The organism is Campylobacteraceae bacterium (genome assembly GCA_013215945.1).
Classification (GTDB): Bacteria; Campylobacterota; Campylobacteria; order Campylobacterales; family Arcobacteraceae; genus NORP36.
Genome location: JABSOM010000016.1, coordinates 18,585 through 35,403, shown reverse-complemented (window position 1 = coordinate 35,403; position 16,819 = coordinate 18,585). Strand labels below are relative to the sequence as shown.

At 29.3% G+C, this 16,819-nt stretch carries 15 protein-coding genes and 4 tRNA genes; 12 read left to right on the top strand and 7 right to left on the bottom strand.

Going from position 1 to position 16,819, the window contains the following annotated elements:
• Positions 1-10: 10 nt before the first annotated feature.
• Together HRT41_14360 and HRT41_14355 are read left to right on the top strand one after the other, a co-directional pair.
• On the top strand, positions 11-1,396 hold the full coding sequence (locus tag HRT41_14360; protein ID NQY25202.1) for an NAD(P)H-hydrate dehydratase: 1,386 nt from the start codon (positions 11-13) through the stop codon (positions 1,394-1,396).
• Positions 1,387-1,695 carry a divalent-cation tolerance protein CutA gene (locus HRT41_14355; protein ID NQY25201.1) on the top strand — a complete coding sequence of 103 codons (309 nt, stop codon included), beginning with the start codon at positions 1,387-1,389 and terminating at the stop codon, positions 1,693-1,695. Before HRT41_14360 ends, HRT41_14355 begins: the two co-directional genes overlap by 10 nt.
• 37 nt (positions 1,696-1,732) lie before the next feature.
• Here the strand turns inward: HRT41_14355 and HRT41_14350 are convergent, their stop codons facing one another.
• The 3 genes from HRT41_14350 to HRT41_14340 all read right to left on the bottom strand — a co-directional run bounded on the left by HRT41_14350 (position 1,733) and on the right by HRT41_14340 (position 4,098).
• On the bottom strand, positions 1,733-2,875 hold the full coding sequence (locus HRT41_14350; protein NQY25200.1) for an aminotransferase class V-fold PLP-dependent enzyme: 1,143 nt from the start codon (positions 2,873-2,875) through the stop codon (positions 1,733-1,735).
• Complete coding sequence (locus tag HRT41_14345) at positions 2,868-3,125, bottom strand: hypothetical protein (GenBank protein NQY25199.1); 258 nt, start codon at positions 3,123-3,125, stop codon at positions 2,868-2,870. The genes HRT41_14350 and HRT41_14345 overlap by 8 nt, the downstream gene beginning before the upstream one ends.
• Before the next feature lie 73 nt (positions 3,126-3,198).
• Positions 3,199-4,098: a helix-turn-helix domain-containing protein gene (locus HRT41_14340; protein NQY25198.1), complete on the bottom strand. Its 900-nt coding sequence runs from the start codon at positions 4,096-4,098 to the stop codon at positions 3,199-3,201.
• A gap of 210 nt (positions 4,099-4,308) precedes the next feature.
• Between HRT41_14340 and HRT41_14335 the strand changes: the two genes are divergently transcribed.
• The 10 genes from HRT41_14335 (at position 4,309) to HRT41_14290 (ending at position 10,592) form a co-directional block, all read left to right on the top strand.
• Positions 4,309-5,286 carry a tetratricopeptide repeat protein gene (locus HRT41_14335; GenBank protein NQY25197.1) on the top strand — a complete coding sequence of 326 codons (978 nt, stop codon included), beginning with the start codon at positions 4,309-4,311 and terminating at the stop codon, positions 5,284-5,286.
• A gap of 9 nt (positions 5,287-5,295) precedes the next feature.
• Entirely contained in the window at positions 5,296-5,976 is a 681-nt protein-coding gene (locus HRT41_14330; protein ID NQY25196.1) for a hypothetical protein, read from the top strand.
• A 639-nt stretch (positions 5,977-6,615) separates the two neighbouring features.
• On the top strand, positions 6,616-7,425 hold the full coding sequence (locus HRT41_14325; protein ID NQY25195.1) for a hypothetical protein: 810 nt from the start codon (positions 6,616-6,618) through the stop codon (positions 7,423-7,425).
• Between the two features lie 145 nt (positions 7,426-7,570).
• Positions 7,571-7,909, top strand: a complete 339-nt coding sequence (locus HRT41_14320) for a hypothetical protein (GenBank protein ID NQY25194.1) — start codon at positions 7,571-7,573, stop codon at positions 7,907-7,909.
• Between the two features lie 69 nt (positions 7,910-7,978).
• Positions 7,979-9,187 carry a hypothetical protein gene (locus HRT41_14315; GenBank protein ID NQY25193.1) on the top strand — a complete coding sequence of 403 codons (1,209 nt, stop codon included), beginning with the start codon at positions 7,979-7,981 and terminating at the stop codon, positions 9,185-9,187.
• A 1-nt stretch (position 9,188) separates the two neighbouring features.
• Positions 9,189-10,088 carry a DUF2817 domain-containing protein gene (locus tag HRT41_14310; GenBank protein ID NQY25192.1) on the top strand — a complete coding sequence of 300 codons (900 nt, stop codon included), beginning with the start codon at positions 9,189-9,191 and terminating at the stop codon, positions 10,086-10,088.
• A 147-nt stretch (positions 10,089-10,235) separates the two neighbouring features.
• A tRNA-Pro gene (locus HRT41_14305) sits at positions 10,236-10,313 on the top strand.
• A gap of 15 nt (positions 10,314-10,328) precedes the next feature.
• Positions 10,329-10,405, top strand: a tRNA-His gene (locus tag HRT41_14300).
• Positions 10,406-10,429: 24 nt separating this feature from the next.
• A tRNA-Arg gene (locus HRT41_14295) sits at positions 10,430-10,506 on the top strand.
• 10 nt (positions 10,507-10,516) lie between these two features.
• Positions 10,517-10,592: transfer RNA gene (locus HRT41_14290), tRNA-Lys, on the top strand.
• A gap of 350 nt (positions 10,593-10,942) precedes the next feature.
• On the opposite strand, the gene ggt is transcribed toward HRT41_14290, so the two are convergent.
• The 4 genes from ggt to HRT41_14270 form a co-directional block, all read right to left on the bottom strand.
• On the bottom strand, positions 10,943-12,640 hold the full coding sequence (gene ggt, locus HRT41_14285) for a gamma-glutamyltransferase (GenBank protein ID NQY25191.1): 1,698 nt from the start codon (positions 12,638-12,640) through the stop codon (positions 10,943-10,945).
• Between the two features lie 175 nt (positions 12,641-12,815).
• Positions 12,816-13,643, bottom strand: a complete 828-nt coding sequence (locus HRT41_14280) for a GGDEF domain-containing protein (protein ID NQY25190.1) — start codon at positions 13,641-13,643, stop codon at positions 12,816-12,818.
• A 134-nt stretch (positions 13,644-13,777) separates the two neighbouring features.
• A complete protein-coding gene (locus HRT41_14275; protein ID NQY25189.1) occupies positions 13,778-16,252 on the bottom strand; it encodes an MMPL family transporter in 2,475 nt (824 codons plus the stop codon).
• Entirely contained in the window at positions 16,252-16,818 is a 567-nt protein-coding gene (locus HRT41_14270) for an ABC transporter substrate-binding protein (GenBank protein ID NQY25188.1), read from the bottom strand. The genes HRT41_14275 and HRT41_14270 overlap by 1 nt, the downstream gene beginning before the upstream one ends.
• Position 16,819 lies beyond the last annotated feature (1 nt).

Sequence of the window (16,819 nt, the reverse complement as noted above, 5' to 3'; positions counted from 1 at the left end):
AAGGAAGAGCATGCAAAAAGTTTTTTATGAAGTGAATCAATTTGATCAGAAATGTTACGATGAATTTTTTTTAAGTGAAGACTTATTAATGGAACAGGCTGCTTTTTCTATGTGTACTTTTATTCAAAATAAGTTTTCTTCACATGAATCTGTTTTAATAGTAGCAGGTTCTGGTAATAATGGAGCAGATGGTATAGCACTTGCAAGAATGTTATACTCTTCTTATGATGTACGTTTATATTTACCTTATGATGCTAAAAGTCCTTTATGTAAACTACAACTCAAACGAGCACTTGCTCTTGGTATTGAGTGCTCTACTTATGTCTCAAAATGTGATGTAATAGTAGATTGTTTATTTGGAACAGGACTTAATAAAGAACTCGATGATATTTCAAAAACCATTATAGATAAACTAAACCGCCTAGATGCATATAAAATTGCCTGCGATATTCCAAGTGGAATAAATAAAAAAGGCCAAATACTCTCAAAAGCGTTTATAGCAGATACCACTATTACCATGGGTGCCCTTAAAACTTCTTTGTTTTCAGACCTTGCAAAAGATTATGTAGGTGAGATAACAGTATCAAATTTAGGAATACAGCGTGAGTGTTATGAAGGCTCTACTTCTGTATTTTTATTGGATGAAAAAGACATTCGTTTGCCCTTACGTACTAAAAAGAATGCTCATAAAGGAAGTTTTGGACATGCTTGTATTGTAATAGGAGAAAAAGAAGGTGCAGGAATATTATGTGCTGATGCTTGTTTTTCTTTTGGGGCGGGATTGGTTACCACAATAAGAGAAGAAAAACTAAGTCTTCCTTATCATATTATGCAAAAGAGTAAAATTCCTTCAAATACTACTGCTCTTGCTTTAGGAATGGGTTTAGGAAAGTATGGTAAAGATGAACTAAAAAAAATACTAAATCTAAATATAAAAAAAGTAATAGATGCTGATATGTTTTATGAAGAACTCTTAAAAGACTATTTAGATGAAAAACTAGTATTAACGCCTCATCCAAAAGAGTTTGTATCCTTATTAAAACTAACAAACTTAGCAAATATAAGCGTAAAAGAATTGCAAAACAATAGAATTCATTATGCACTGCTTTTCTCAAAAACGTATCCTAAAACAACACTTCTCTTAAAAGGTGCCAATACCTTAATTGTAAATGACGAACACTTATTAATCAATACCCTAGGAAATGTAGCTTTGAGTAAAGGCGGAAGTGGAGATGTATTATCAGGACTAATTTTGGCCCTCTTAGCTCAAAACTACCTACCTTTTGAAGCTGCTTATGTAGCTTCTTTAGCTCACAGTATTGCATCAAATAACTACAGTAAAAACAACTATTCTCTAAGTCCACAAGATTTAATAAATGAGGTAAAATGTATATAATTATTCAAACTACAACAAAGAATAAAAAAGAAGCTAAAAAACTGACAAAACTTTTAATTACTAAGAAACTAGCTGCATGCATACAAATAAGTAAAATAAACTCTTTTTATACCTGGGAGAATAAACTTTGTGTGGACAAAGAAAGACTCTTAAGTATTAAAACAAAACAAGAACATTATGAAGAAATAGAAAAATTAATAAAAGAAAATCATTCTTATGATACGCCTGAAATAATATCCTATGAACTAAATAATCTTTCAAAAGAGTATGCATTATTTATAAATGAAAATACACAATAGTTTTAATAAATAAGCCTGTCTCTCTAAGAGAGCAAACTTATTTGATAATTTCTTTTAAAGATAGGAGTATTTTATCAATATCCTCTACATTATTATAAAGATGAGGTGAGAAACGTATGTATTGTTGTCTCTTATGTGCAATGACGCCTCGTTTTTTTAATTCATTTACAACATAAGCTGTGTCTTTATTCTTGATGGTACACGTAATAATAGAGGTTCTTTCTTCTTTTTCTTGTGCGGAAGCTATTTTTGCATCCAGTGTGTTTAAGCCCTCTAAAAGTTTGTTCGCTAAAACCATATTGTATTCAAAAATTTTAGAAATACCTATATCAGTAAGATATTTAATGGATGCCTCTAGTCCTTTAATACATCCAAATGCCATAGTTGAGGATTCAAATCTTCTTGCACTAGGAGCATATGTTAGTCGCTGTGGATCTAAATCCCACATGTCTATATGTGATCTAAATCCCACAAAACCAGGCTGCAATTGTAATTGTAATTCGGGTTTTATGTACATTAAAGCAGCTCCAAATGGCCCACATAACCATTTATACGCCCCTGATATTATAATATCTGCCCCACTTAAAGGCGCATCAATAGGAATAGCACCCGCTGATTGAGTAGCATCTACTACTAATAAAGCTCCATGTTCATGGGCAGCATCTGCTAATTTTCTTAAATCATATACTTGTCCCCCTGTATATTCAACATGAGAAATAGATACAACAGAAGTATTTTTATCAATTTGTTTAATAATATCATCTATTTTCACGTAAGAATCTGTAGCTTTTACAAATCTCATTTCACAGGAGGTATGTGCAGCAATTCTAAGCCATGAAAAAGAAGTACTTGGAAAAACAATTTGTGTGCTAACCACATTTTGACCTTTTTGTGGCATTATGGCCCAAGCTACTGAGTTTAAGAGTTCAGAAAAAGAGGACCCGCCAGCAATATCTTTTTCATTGCATGAAAATAATTTCGCCCCTTCTTTTCTAAGGCCATCATATGCAGTTTCTTCGGCTACATCATTAAAATCCAAGCAACCATTAATGGCTACATTTTTTTGCCATGATGTAATGACATCACAAGCACTTAAGGGCATCAAAGAGACATTTGCCGCATTAACATAAGCTATGTCTTTTGTCAGTGGAAAGTCTTCTTTGTTTACAAGATTATTCATTTTTTTCCTTTGTATTTTTATTCTTTATATAAGTATATATTCCTAAAATTGAAAAAATTAACCAAAAAAACTCCATTAAAAAAGCAGATAGATTAAAATCAATAAGAAGAGAGATTAGAATGAAAAAAGCTCCAATAGCATTCAAAAGAGAATAGGATAAATCTTTGACATGAAGTTTCCCTAATTGCACTAAAGCATAAGCGATTAAAATCATAATAACACCTAAAATACCAATAATGTCATAGATCATATTTTTCCTTTTTTAAAGTATAACGGGTAAAAAGAATAAAATAAAGGTAAATTCTTCGTATTTATGTGCAAAACTACCTTTTTATGGCTTGTGATTGATATTTAAGTCTGTATTCTTTTAAGGTAATTTTTTCGTATTTTTTAAAAAATCTTCCTAAAGTTGAAATATCCTTAAAATTCAAATAAGAGCATATTTCTTTAATACTTTTATGTGAATAACACAATAAATACTGGATTTCTTTTATTATCCGCGTATGAATACAATAAAGGGCACTTTTGTTATGTGTATCTTTTATAATCTTACTTAAATATTTGGGTGTAATTCTTAGTATGAAAGCGTAGTCTTGCAAGGTTTTTTTTGTTAAGAATGACTCTTCTATTAAAGATAAAAATTGATTTGATAATTCTTCTTGCCTTGTATATACTACTTTTTTATTATTGAGTTTTTCTCTTTTTAATAAATACAGAATTTGTGTTAATAATACTTTAATGAATTCTATATAGTTTATGTCTTTCTTTTTAAATTCACAATCAATTTGTTTGTAGAGTTCAAGAACTTTATTAAAAGAAGTAGTATCTAAAAGAGCTAAGGCCTGATTTTTTCTATGAAATAAAATTAATTCTTTTATCTCTTTTGTTAAAAAGTTTTCATCAAATAAAATAATGTATTCATGGCTATTTTTTTCATATAAAAAGGAGTGCATATCTTTTGCTAGGATTAATTGTAGAGAACGGGGCAATATTTTATACTCAAATTGATTGATTTGACGCCTTGATGTACCCACAAGGGAAAGATTTAGTTCATAATAACCACACTTTATAGGTATGCCTTTTAATCCCTCCCCATTATTTTCCAGAACAATACAAGAATTAACTTCAAAATCTTTAGCATAAATATCCATACCAAAATAGGGCTTTTTTGCATAAAGGTTTTTATCAATTTCAAGACTTTTTTTAAGAGATACCAGTGACATTTTTACCTTTCTTTCTTATAAGAATATTAACATAAGATAGAGAAAAATAAAAATGCTAATATTCTAGATTTTTTTTGTTCTTAATTAGGACTAAAACTTCTACGTTTTATAAGATAGTTTTAAAACAGTTAGGAACTAATGTAAATGTATAATTATTATCTAATATCTTTTCAAATATAATTTACTTATAGCATTTAAAAAAGGACTCTTATGAGAAAAATTCTTCATACAATGACATTATTTATAATACTTGCTCTTTTTACAGGGTGTGCAATTACAAAAACAGTGGTAGGTGATTTTTATTTAGAACATAAAAAGTATGACAGTGGACAGAAGTATTTTAAAAATAAACTAAAAGAGAATAATAGCGACGCTTCTTCACAATACTATTATGGACGTTTTCTTTTGCTAAAAAAGAATGAAAAAGAAGCGCTTGTTCATTTGAAAAAAGCAGTTGCATTGGATAATAAAAATGCGGATTATCACAGTTGGTTGGCTATTGCTTATTCCAGACAGAAAGAATATAACAAAGAAAGAGAAGCTTATTTAAAAGCGCTTAAGATAAATAAAAATCATTTGCAGTCATTGACGTACTTAGCACATAACTATTATGAAGCTAAAGAATACAAAAATGCCTTAAAATACTATGCAAAATCGCTAAAACTTCAAAAATTTAATCATGCTTCTTTATATAACAGAGCTTTATCTTTAAACAAACTAAGAAGAATGCCTGAGGAAAAACTAGCATGGCTTGCGTATTTAGAATATTACCCTTCTGGCTTATTTGCCCAAAAAGCAGTTCGGTTTTTAAATACTTTGGGAAGTTTTGATTATAGAAATCATATTATAGGAATAAGAACCCTTACACTTAAAAATATACGTTTTGAAAACTTTGAAGCAACAATTGATAACTCTTCCAATAGTTCCTTAGATCTATTGGGCAAAATATTAAACAAAAAAACTAAAATTGACATTCATATTGTTGTATATCAACAAAACAATATTTTATTGGCCAAAGAAAAAGCAAAAAGTATTCAAAAATATCTTCTTAAAAAGTACCCAAATATTGACGCATCAAGATTAAAACTAAGTTGGTTTGATACAGCTAAAATACTTTTGATAAATAAAAGAAAATATATTCGGGGAGAACATGTCGATTTTATTAGCATAAATGAAAAAAAGAAATAGGAGAATATTATGAGAAAATTAGTATTAAGCGTTATTACAAGTAGCTTGTTACTGTGTGTAAATCCTTTGTTTGCTTTAGAGCATGAAAGCTCGGAACTTGGTTCTACCGCACAAGCACAAAAAGCTGAAAATCTAGCAAGCGCAGCACAAGAAAGCGCGCAAGGAGATATCGATACATCCCAAGAAGAAGTGGATTCCAAACAAAGTGAAGTAACTTCTAAAGAAGGGGACTTGCAAAGTGCGCAAGAAGCTTTTACAAACGATCCTACTCCTGAAACACAAGAAGCTTTAAATACTGCACAAGATGCTTTGTCCCAAGCACAAGAAGATTTAGAAACAGCAATTTCTTCTTTATCAGATGCTTCAGGTACGACAGTGGAAGAAATCAATGACATGAGAGAGCAAGGTATGGGTTGGGGAGAAATAGCCAAAGAAATTGGTGTACATCCAGGTACTTTAGGTTTGGGGAGGAATAAAGATAATGCACGAAATAGAGACAGCGAATCTTTTTCAAATAAGAATTCAAATAAAGCAGAAGGAAATAATAAGGGTTTATCCGGAAAAGCAAATAAAGAAAATGCTTCTGGAAATGGAAATACGGGTGGACAAGGAAACAGCGCAGGAAAAGGAAACAGTGGGGGAAATAACAATGCCGGAGGAAATGGAAAAGGTGGCGGCAAAAACAAGTAAGTTTAGTAATAAAACAAATACTAGTGCAGCTTGATTTATATATAAGATCAGACAAAAATCTTATATATAAATACGTAGAATCACTTTGTGAATTAAGTAAAAAAATAAAGCTATTTGATAAAACACTCAATTCCTATCCCACTACTTACCTCTTACTAAATAATAAGCTTTAAAGATACCTTCAATAACAAAAAAGTAATCAAATAATGGCATTCTCATTATATTCAATTAATTATTAGTATAGAAATAACAAAAATAATAAAAAGATATTCCTATTTTTAAAATTATTAGTAAGTAATTCTCAATAAAAATAATAAAAGTTTCTTATCTCTCACTACTTTTCTTTAATTATCTAAAATATTTTTTATATAAATACCATAAATAGGTATCTAGTTGTGATAAAAAAATATTTTTATAATTATAAATTAAATTTCAAAATAAACTATTTTTGTGACGCAAACTGTGACAGGTTTTGAGTATGATTATTAATATTTTAAATAAACAATTTTATTAAGTAATAATAATTATTATTTATATAAGAAAAAGATAAGTAAAGTTTCAGTAAACTCTCATGAAAATTATAAAAAACAATTTATTGATATTTATATAAAACAAAAGCTAATTAAAGGCATTACATAAATGAAAAATATAGTTCTTTTCCTTTTCCTTCTATCAAGTGTAAATTTAACTGGAAATTCAAGTAAGAAAGATTCACTTGAGACTAAAAAAAGAGAATTAAGTATTACTGGTACTTTAGATGAGAGATTAACGATTTCTTTACTTTCTTATTATGTAAGTAATAATGATGAAAATAAAGCTTGCGTTAGAAAAGACTTTAATACAGGTTCAAATAAAAAAATCTTAACCGTTAGAGGTCAAGTAATAAATAGCAAAACGTTTAATATAAAACTTCCTATAGATTTAGTTGATAAGTCTGCTTGTAAATGGGATTATAGCTCTAGCAAGATTAAGATATACAGAAAACACGATGATGGACAAAAGAATTCTTATTCTAAGTATGTTCTTTTAAGTGCCTTTAGTGCTTCTTATAATACCTTTGATAAAACAGGCATAACAGTTGCAGGTCATAGCCCCAAAGTTACAGCAGGGGGACATACCGGAGTAAAAGGTGTAGGAAGAGAATTTTATGAGGTACCTAATAAGTATTTTTTTCTAGGGAAAGCTATTGGTTTTAGATGTGAAACAGAATATTATTATTTTAAAAAATTAAAAAGAGAAGCAACTTATTTTTGGTGCTCTCCTACAAAAATAAAAAAAGCTCAAGGTTTAGATGAATTAAAAAGTATGAGTATTAACTTAGATATTTTTGTTGATGAAAGTAAGTATAAATTTGTACCGTATAAATTAAGCCGTTATGAGAAAATCAAACTATATCTAAATGAACTATTTGCTAAGAATAAATGGGGACAGGCACCTTTAATTAAATAAGTACAAAAATTTCATAAATTCCGGGAACAGTATAGATAATTAACTAGGTGTTAATTAGTCTAGAGTGCTTTAATAGAAACAAGTAGAAAACAACAATTTAAAAGGTAAGAAAATGAAAATAAGTATAGGTATAAGTACAACGTTAGTGTTAGGATTTTTATTTACAGGATGTACAAGTTATAGAACAGATTCAGGGTTAAGTATTCCAGCGAAGAATATGAAACCAGAAATATTAGTGACAACGTCTTCGTTAAAGGATATAAACTGTAAAAGTATAGAGGAAATAAGCGTAAGTATAAAAAAACTAACCGCTTTTCATGATGATCCAACAAAAGAACAAGTTGATTATGTTTTAGCTAAAAAAGGAAAAAAGCTGCATGCTAATGTAATAAGAAATGCGACATACAAATCAGGAGTCGGATTTACTACCTGGGGTTATATGGATGGTTTTGGTGAAGCGGCTAAGTGTGAGTTTGTAAAATAAACAGTGAATCTTAAATGTATTAAGCCTACTTAGAATAGAATCATGTAGAAAATTTTAAGAAGGTTTTTTATGACATTTAATGCACTTGCACGTGAGTATGTTTCTCTTGTTTTATCTCTTGGGAAACATCATGAATATTATATAGATGCGTATTACGGACCAGATGAATTAAGAAGTGATACTCTTATTTCTTTGGAGGATTTATTATTGTCTTTTAATACTTTAATAAAACAAGTAGATGCTTTTGTTATTGATGAAAAACAAGTACGGCGCAAAGAGTTTTTGTATCTTCATCTTTTGAGTGCACGAACTTTTCTTAAGATGATTCAAGGAGAAAAAGTTTCTTTTAATGAAGAATCAAAAGCTTTATTTGATGCCGTTTCTCCTGTTATAGAGGAAGATACACTAAATACTTATTTAGATGAGCTTTCTTCTTTATTATCCTTTCCTGCTTCTTTAAATACTGCTATGAATCATTTTATGCAAGACTTTATTATTCCAAGAGATAAATTGGATCTTGTTTTTAAAGCTGCCATGTCTGAGAGTCGTTTACGATGTAAAGAATATATAGACTTAGCTAGTAATGAAAACTTTGAGATAAAGTATGTGCAAGATCAAGTATGGAGTGCTTATAACTGGTATAAGGGAAATAACTATAGTGTGATTGAGCTTAATACGGATTTTCCTATGTATATATCCAGAGCCCTTGATTTAGCTTGCCATGAAGCATACCCTGGACATCATGTTTTTAATTCTTTAATGGAGAAACATTTGGTCAATGAAAAAGGTTGGATTGAGTACAGTGTATATACACTTTATTCTCCCTTATCTTTATTAGCAGAGGGAAGTGCTAATTATGGAATTGAACTGTGTTTTGATGAAGAGAGAAAAAGAGATTTTGAAGTGAATGTTTTATTTCCAATAGCAGGCATTTCTAAAAGCAAGGCTGAACTATATTATAAAGTACAAGAGGTAGTGAAAAAACTCTCTTATGCGGTAAATATGATTGCACAACAATATCTTGATTCACTTATTAGTGAAGAAAAAGCAATAGAGCTTTTAATGAAATATAATTTAAGCTCTAAAGAAAAATCCATACAGCGTTTGGCATTTATTAAAGCCAATCGTTCTTATGTGATAAATTATAATTTAGGAGAAGATATAGTTAAAGATTATATCAACAAACATAAAAAGAATGGAAGCGAAAAAGAAAAATGGGCTATTTTTCATGATTTATTAAAAAACCCAAAAACAGCTTCGATGATGCTAAGGACTTAAGATGTTAAAAAAATGGAACAATGAAGATAAAAAAAAGTGGTTTAATGAACAGAAGATACAACGCTCGTATAAGGATGAGGTGGTGTCAAAATTAAATGCCTGTACAAAGGATTTTAACATTACTACTTATGCTTCTTTGTTAGTAGATGATAAAAAATATGAATTCTATTCACTGGAATCAAAAGATTTTGATATTAAGAAAGATACGGTCTTAGTTACAGGAGGAGTTCATGGATATGAAACAAGTGGAATAAAAGGAGCATTAGATTTTTTGTTAAATCATAGCAAGGATTATTTACAGAACTTTAACTTTATTATTGTGCCTTGCGTAAGCCCTTGGGCCTATGAGAGTATTAATCGTTGGAATGCTAAAGCTATTGATCCTAATAGAAATTTTGTTCCCAATAGTAGCAGTGAAGAAGCACGTTTTTTATTTGAATACATCACTTCTTTAAAGCTTGAGTTTTTACTTCATGTAGATTTGCATGAAACAACCAACAGTGATAATACAATTTATAGACCTGCTTTAGCCAAACGTGATGGAATAGAAGTAAAAGATTGGGAAATTCCTGATGGGTTTTATTTAGTAGGAGATGTTCATGATCCTAAACATGATTTTCAAGAGGCCATTATTAAAGAAGTAAAAAAAGTAACCAAAATTGCTCCCAGTGATAAAAACAATAAAATCATTGGAGAAAGCATTTCACAAGAAGGCGTAATTAATTATGAAATAAAAGCTTTGGGTTTATGCACTGGTTTTACTAATGCAATTTTTAATACAACAACTGAGGTTTATCCAGATAGCAAAAACGTAAGTGAAGAAGAATGTATAAAAGCACAAGTAGTTACTATTTGCTCTGCATTAGAATATTTAATTAAAAATAAAAGTTATACTTTATAAATTTATTTTTTAGAATATTGGTCTTTTTTTTGATTTTTTTCAAAAGAAAAAGAATTTTGAAATTTGTCCTCAATTATCTTGACATGTAAGTACAATTCTTATATAATCCCTCTCACAAAACAAGACAAGCGTTTTTGTTTTTGTTGTCGGGGCGTAGCGCAGTCTGGTTAGCGCACCTGGTTTGGGACCAGGGGGCCGGAGGTTCGAATCCTCTCGCCCCGACCATTTTTAAATTTGTTGGTAGGTATAGCTCAGTTGGTTAGAGCATCGGTTTGTGGTACCGAGGGTCGCCGGTTCGAACCCGGTTACTTACCCCATTTTTTAAATACTTTAGTTTTAATGCTTCCATAGCTCAGCTGGATAGAGCAACGCCCTTCTAAGGCGTAGGTCGCACGTTCGAATCGTGCTGGGAGTACCATTTTATAAGTGACCCGTTAGCTCAGCTGGTAGAGCATTTCCCTTTTAAGGAAGTGGCCGATGGTTCGAATCCATCACGGGTCACCAGTTATATTCTTCAATTTTAAGTTACAATCAAAACATACATTCATATCAATATAAATAACACTTATCCTCCCTTTTATTAATCAAAAAAACAATTCAGATATTAATCCTATAAACTCTTCTTCTTTTAAAGAATAATAAGTAAAATAAACTTGTATTATAATCTATGATTAATTATTCTAAGTTCAAATATAAAAGGATTAATATATGAAGTGGTTTTTAGGTATCTTTGCAGTTATAGTTATATATTCAATAGTTACAGGAAATTTAGGTGGAGCCAAAGATGCAGCTAACAATTATTCAAAAGTAATGCGTGGAGATAAATAAAAGATGGACGTATCCACCTTTTATGTTTAAAATCCCAAAGCACTCGATGTACTTCTTCTTGGATCAGCCGCTCCATAAAACTTACCATCTTTTATCATGATACTTTGAATAGCGCCCATTGCTTTTTTCTGAACTACTTTATGACCTTTTTGTTCTAAAAGTTTAATAGTATCACTACTTAAACCTTCTTCTACTCGAATTTCATCTGGTAACCATTGGTGATGAATTCTAGGAGCGGAAACAGCTGCTAAAATATTAAGATTGTGATCAATTACATTAGAAATTACTTGTAGGGTCGTTGTAATAATTCTAGATCCTCCAGGACTCCCTGTTACTAAAAAGTTTTTACCGTCTTTTTTTACAATAGTAGGGGACATAGAACTTAACATTCTTTTATTGGGTTCAATTTTATTAGCTTCTCCTCCAATTAAACCGTAAGCATTAGGCACTCCTGGTTTACTTGAAAAATCATCCATTTCATTGTTTAATAAAAAACCAGCACCTTTAACTACAATTCCTGAACCATAAGAGAAGTTAATTGTATAGGTATTTGAAACAACATTTCCAAATTTATCAGCTATTGAGAAGTGAGTGGTTTCATTACTTTCATAAGGAAGAGGATTACCTGCTCTTAAATCTTTGGATACTGTGGCTTTATTGGTAATACTTTTTGTTAATTCTTTGGCATATTCTTTTGATGTAAGGCCTTTTAGAGGAACGCTTACAAAATCACTGTCGCCTAAATATTCAGCTCTGTCTACATAAGCTCTTTTCATTGCTTCTGCCATAATATGGATATTTTGCGCACTGTTATGACCCATGGCTTTAATATCGTAGTTTTCCATGATGTTTAGAATTTGGACTACATGTGCACCTCCAGAACTTGGAGGTGACATAGAGTAAATATCATACCCTCTATAGTTTCCATGAACAGGTTTTCTAATAGTAGCTTTATAGTTTTTCATATCATCCATTGTAATAAGACCGCCATGTTTTTTCATGTCTTTTACAAGTAATTTGGCTGTTTTCCCTGTGTAAAATTCTTTTACACCATTTTTAGCAATACGTTTTAAGGTTTTTGCTAAATCTTTTTGAATAAAAATATCACCTACTTTATAAGGAGAACCATCTTTTTTGTAAAATATTTTTTTAGTGGCTTCATAACGCTTGAGTCTTTTTTGTTTAGCAGTGGTTCCTTTATTAAATCTAGCACTTACTACAAAACCTTTTTGTGCCAGTTTAATAGCAGGTTTAAGAGCTTCTTTTAAGGTAATCGTTCCATATTGTTCAAGTGCCAGTGCAAGTCCTGCTACTGTTCCTGGAACTCCTGCTGATTGATGGGAAAATCGTGAGAGTTTTTTATCAACATTTTTGTTTTTATCTAAAAACATATCTTTATAAGCAGCAGCTGGAGCTTTTTCTCTGTAATCAATAGCAATTACTTTGTTTGTTTTTTCATTGGATACCAGCATAAAACCACCTCCCCCAATATTTCCAGAACGAGGTTGTGTAACAGCAAGTGCAAAAGCAGCTGTAACTGCCGCATCAATGGCATTTCCCCCATTTTTCAATACTTTTAGTGCTTCTTGTGTAGCTAAATAATGACTGCTTACTACCAAGCCATTTTGAGCTTCTACAGGTACAGATCTATCGCCTTCAAGTATACTTTGAGCAAAAATACTTTGCACCAATATTAGAAGTGTACATATTTTAATTTTCAACATATCTTCTCCTTGTAAATAATGTAATTAAGTATTTAATTATCTAATAAAAGAACAACTTATTTAAAATTAATACGTAATTACTAAAGAAAAGTTTAACGAAAAATTAATTAGTTTACAAATATTATAAATATAATTTAAAAAGAGTGATAAATAGGGAAAAAAAGTTTAAAGATAATTAATTAAATTTTTCTAAATATTCTTTGTTTTTCATTTTTTGCTTATTTTCATACATTCTTGCATCTGCTATTTCTAATATATCAGTAAAAGTATCCTCTTTTACAAAACTTGTAATTCCATAAGAATAAGAGAATTGCAAAGTATCAGTAATCTTTGATTTTAATTTTCTTTTAGCAAGTTTTTCTTGAATTTTATCTAAAAAATTAATGAGCCGGTCTTTTGGCAAATGATTATTAAAAACAATCATGAACTCATCTCCTGCATAACGAACCAAACTGGTATTGTGTCCTTTAATTTCATCTTGCAAATAAGTAGAAAGATATTTTAAAACCATATCTCCCATTATATGACCATAAGTATCATTAACATATTTAAAATTGTTTAAATCAATAAAAACAAGATATCCATCATCAATGAATTTTTCATCAAAAAGATAATAATCTAAAAACCATTTTCTATTTTTAGCTTTTGTTAGAGTATCTGTACAAAGTTGTTCTTGTAAAGACTCAATCTTTTTTTGCATTGCTACTATTTCCTTGTGGACAATTAAAAGTGCACTTGCATTTTTATTCTCAATTGCAAGTTTTGCATTAGAGGTTGTTTGATGAAGAGAACTAAGATTGGAAGAGGTTTCATTTGTAATATTTACTAATTCATCTTTATCTTGGAAAAGACTTTTTAGTACAATATCTTCTTCTTCTAAATCTAAATCACATTCTTTTGCATGCAGTGAGAACTGCTGTGAATAATCACCTGGTAGAACAATATCTTGTGCTTTGAAAGTTTTGATTGTTTTATATGTTACTTCTTTTAATAGATTTTTCATAAGAACCTTTTCTAAAATATGTTGCTATATCTTTTATTATAAATAGCATCCTAATAATTTTAAGTTAATTAAACAAAATATTTATAATTTAATAACAATTTAAAATATATTATATATTAAAAGTACAAATAATCCTAGCTTTTATCAAAAACTTTGAAATGAATAAGTAATTTTGGTAATAAAAGTAAAGCAGAAGCTAAAATACTAAACATTACTACTACCGTTAATAAACCAAAATAAATGGTTGGAATCAAGTTTGACAGTACTAAAATAGAAAAACCAAGGATGACAGCTAAAGAAGTGTAGGTCATTGCATAACCAATCGTATTATGGGATCTTTGCATGGCATTCACATATGATTTGTCTTTTTGAAATTCTTCTTTGTAACGATGAATATAATGAATGGTATCATCTACTCCAATTCCAATAGAAATAGCAGCAATAGTTATAGTCATAATATCTAAAGGAATGCCACCCAATCCCATAAATGCAAAAATAATACCAATGGGTACAAGATTAGAAAAAATAGCAATAAGAGCAATTTTAAAAGATCTAAATAAAAGTAAAAACATAAAAAATAAAATAAGTATTACTAAAAACATAGTTTTAATTTGCGAATCAAATAAAGACTGCAACATATTATTGTACAAAATCATAAGTCCACTTAATCGTATTTCATCATTGGGAAGTATTTTTTCTAAGTCTTTGTATATTTTTTTTATTAGTTCATCTCTTCTTAAAGAAGGATTTGAATCAATAATTCTGCTTGAAAAACGTACCTGATTGAATTGTATATTAATATAAGGACTTAAAACCAAGTCTTTGTATTCAAGTGGAATTTCATTGTAAAGCAAAGCCAATTTAAAACTATCAAGCTCTTCATTTTCATTAAGGAGTTTTCCAATTTGTAGTAAAGTAGCAAAAGATTGAACGAAACCAATTTCTTCTAAAGATGAAAGATAATTGTGAACTGCATGAATCTTATCCATTTTATCTTGGGTGAACCAATATTTATCATCTTGTGCTTCTTCTTCAAATTCTTCATCAAAAGAATCTTCATTCTCTTCAACAAAAGAATCTTCATTTTCTTGTTCAAAAGAGTCTTCATTTTGAAATGTTAAGATGATATCTAAAGGTGTTGTTCCCCCCAGTTTCTCATCTATTGTTAACATACTTTTATAAATTTGTGTGTCTTTTTTAAAATAAGAGATAAAAGAATTTTCAACAATAAGTTTGGATATACCAAAAAAAGAAATTAGGATAAAAAATCCTGTAAATAGATAAATTTTATAAGAATCATTTTGTACAAAATTAGCAGATGTTTGTATAAAAGAATACTTTTTTATACTGCTTTTAGTTTTACTTGTTTTTGGCAAACAAATTAAAATAGCAGGAAAAATAATAAAAGACAATAATAAAGATAAAAAAATTCCTACACTCATCATCCAGCCTAAGTTAATCACAGGTGCAATTCCAGAAAAAATCAAAGAAGCAAAACCAGCAATGGTAGTAATAATGGCAAAAAATGAAGGTTTAAATTTAGACAGCATGGTATTTAAAACAAGATTTTTTTGTGATGTTTTGCTGTATTTTTGTGCCAATTCATTGTACCTGACAATTAAATGCAATATTATAGAAATAGTAATGATTAATTGTAAAGCAATAAAATTAGAAGAGATTACGGTAATCTCCCAAGCAAAAAATCCCAGTGCCCCAGCACTTGCAATTACGGAGCACACACAAATAAGTATAGGAATAAGAACCCATTTTATTTCTTTAAAAATAAGGAATAAAACAATCATGAGTATAAGAATTAAAGCACTTCCATATACAAGTAAATCATTTTTTACAAAAGTGACTATATCATCAGCTATCATATTAACCCCACCTAAAAAAATGCGGGAATTATTTTCATATTTTTTTATAATGTTTCTTATCTCTTGGATATTCAGGTGTTCAATCTTTCTTATTTTATCCCTATAGGCTTTAAATGAAAAATTTAGGTTTTTAAGTTTTTCTTTTTCGATTCTGTTTAAATTTTGAGTGTATTGTTTCGCTTTTAGGGCATTTCTTTGTTCTAATAAGAAAAAATACTGCTCATCTTTTTTTAAATTAATAAGCAAACTTGTTGTTTTAAAATCAGTGCTAACGAGATTGTTTCTATATAAAGGAGAGTTTAAAAACTCTTTTTTTACAAGTGTTTTATCGCTTTTATTATCTTGGAGTTTTTTTATATCATTAAGTAAGTCTTTTAAACCTCTTACTGGGGATAATAACAAAGGCACATTTAAAATTGAAACAATACTTTCTACTCGTGGCAGTTTTAGTATTTCATCCGAAAGTGATTTTAAATCATCTAAGCTTGTTTTACTTAATAAATCTTCTTTAGGTTCATAAGTAATAACCAAAAAATCGCCTTTTTCATAGCGTTTTTTCATTTGTCTTGAAAATTCTAAATCTCTGTCATTTTGTAAAAGTAAGGTTTCAGCAGATGCATCTATTTCTAATTTAAAAGCATAGTATGAAAATACTAATAAAGCACAGAATAAGAAAGAAAGTACCCTTAAAGGGTATTTTAAAATGAGCTTAGAATAAAAATTACGTAACATTATAAAGAATTAATAAGTGCTTCTAAAGTATTATCTTTCAAATACGCAGAGAATTGTTTTCTATAGGTTTGAATAATACTTACGCCTATGATTTTAACATCATAAATCAGCCAATCATTGTTTTTGTTTTTATGAAACTTATAAATAATTTCAAAGCTTGCATCTTTTCCTAATAAATCAGTATAGAGTTGTATTCTATTTTTTTTCTTTTTAAACAACTCTTTTATAAGAACCTTTTCATCTGTATACAAATCGAGTTTATCCATATAAGAAAATTTTAGTTTCTTTTCAAAAGATTTAGCAAAAGCATCTTTTTGTTGAGATGAAAGTTTTTTCCAATTTTTACCAAGAGAAATTTTACTCATAGTTTTGTAATCAAAAATACTGTCTAATAGGTTAAATACTTTAGATGCAGTGGTTTTTTTGTCTAATTCTTTATTTTGCATAATTACTAAAATAGAATCTATTTGCGTTTTCATTACTTCTTTAATTTTGTTTTCTTCTATTGCATGTAGGCTTAAACTTACAGCCAATAAAATAAAAATTGTTTTTAATAATACTTTCATT

Bases quoted from the DNA above. Each gene is read 5' to 3' on its own strand.
- HRT41_14360 (NQY25202.1), top strand. From the start codon at position 11: ATGCAAAAAGTTTTTTATGAAGTGAATCAATTTGATCAGAAATGTTAC.
- HRT41_14355 (NQY25201.1), top strand. From the start codon at position 1,387: ATGTATATAATTATTCAAACTACAACAAAGAATAAAAAAGAAGCTAAA.
- HRT41_14350 (NQY25200.1), bottom strand. From the start codon at position 2,875: ATGAATAATCTTGTAAACAAAGAAGACTTTCCACTGACAAAAGACATA.
- HRT41_14345 (NQY25199.1), bottom strand. From the start codon at position 3,125: ATGATCTATGACATTATTGGTATTTTAGGTGTTATTATGATTTTAATC.
- HRT41_14340 (NQY25198.1), bottom strand. From the start codon at position 4,098: ATGTCACTGGTATCTCTTAAAAAAAGTCTTGAAATTGATAAAAACCTT.
- HRT41_14335 (NQY25197.1), top strand. From the start codon at position 4,309: ATGAGAAAAATTCTTCATACAATGACATTATTTATAATACTTGCTCTT.
- HRT41_14330 (NQY25196.1), top strand. From the start codon at position 5,296: ATGAGAAAATTAGTATTAAGCGTTATTACAAGTAGCTTGTTACTGTGT.
- HRT41_14325 (NQY25195.1), top strand. From the start codon at position 6,616: ATGAAAAATATAGTTCTTTTCCTTTTCCTTCTATCAAGTGTAAATTTA.
- HRT41_14315 (NQY25193.1), top strand. From the start codon at position 7,979: ATGACATTTAATGCACTTGCACGTGAGTATGTTTCTCTTGTTTTATCT.
- HRT41_14310 (NQY25192.1), top strand. From the start codon at position 9,189: ATGTTAAAAAAATGGAACAATGAAGATAAAAAAAAGTGGTTTAATGAA.
- ggt (NQY25191.1), bottom strand. From the start codon at position 12,640: ATGTTGAAAATTAAAATATGTACACTTCTAATATTGGTGCAAAGTATT.
- HRT41_14280 (NQY25190.1), bottom strand. From the start codon at position 13,643: ATGAAAAATCTATTAAAAGAAGTAACATATAAAACAATCAAAACTTTC.
- HRT41_14275 (NQY25189.1), bottom strand. From the start codon at position 16,252: ATGTTACGTAATTTTTATTCTAAGCTCATTTTAAAATACCCTTTAAGG.
- HRT41_14270 (NQY25188.1), bottom strand. From the start codon at position 16,818: ATGAAAGTATTATTAAAAACAATTTTTATTTTATTGGCTGTAAGTTTA.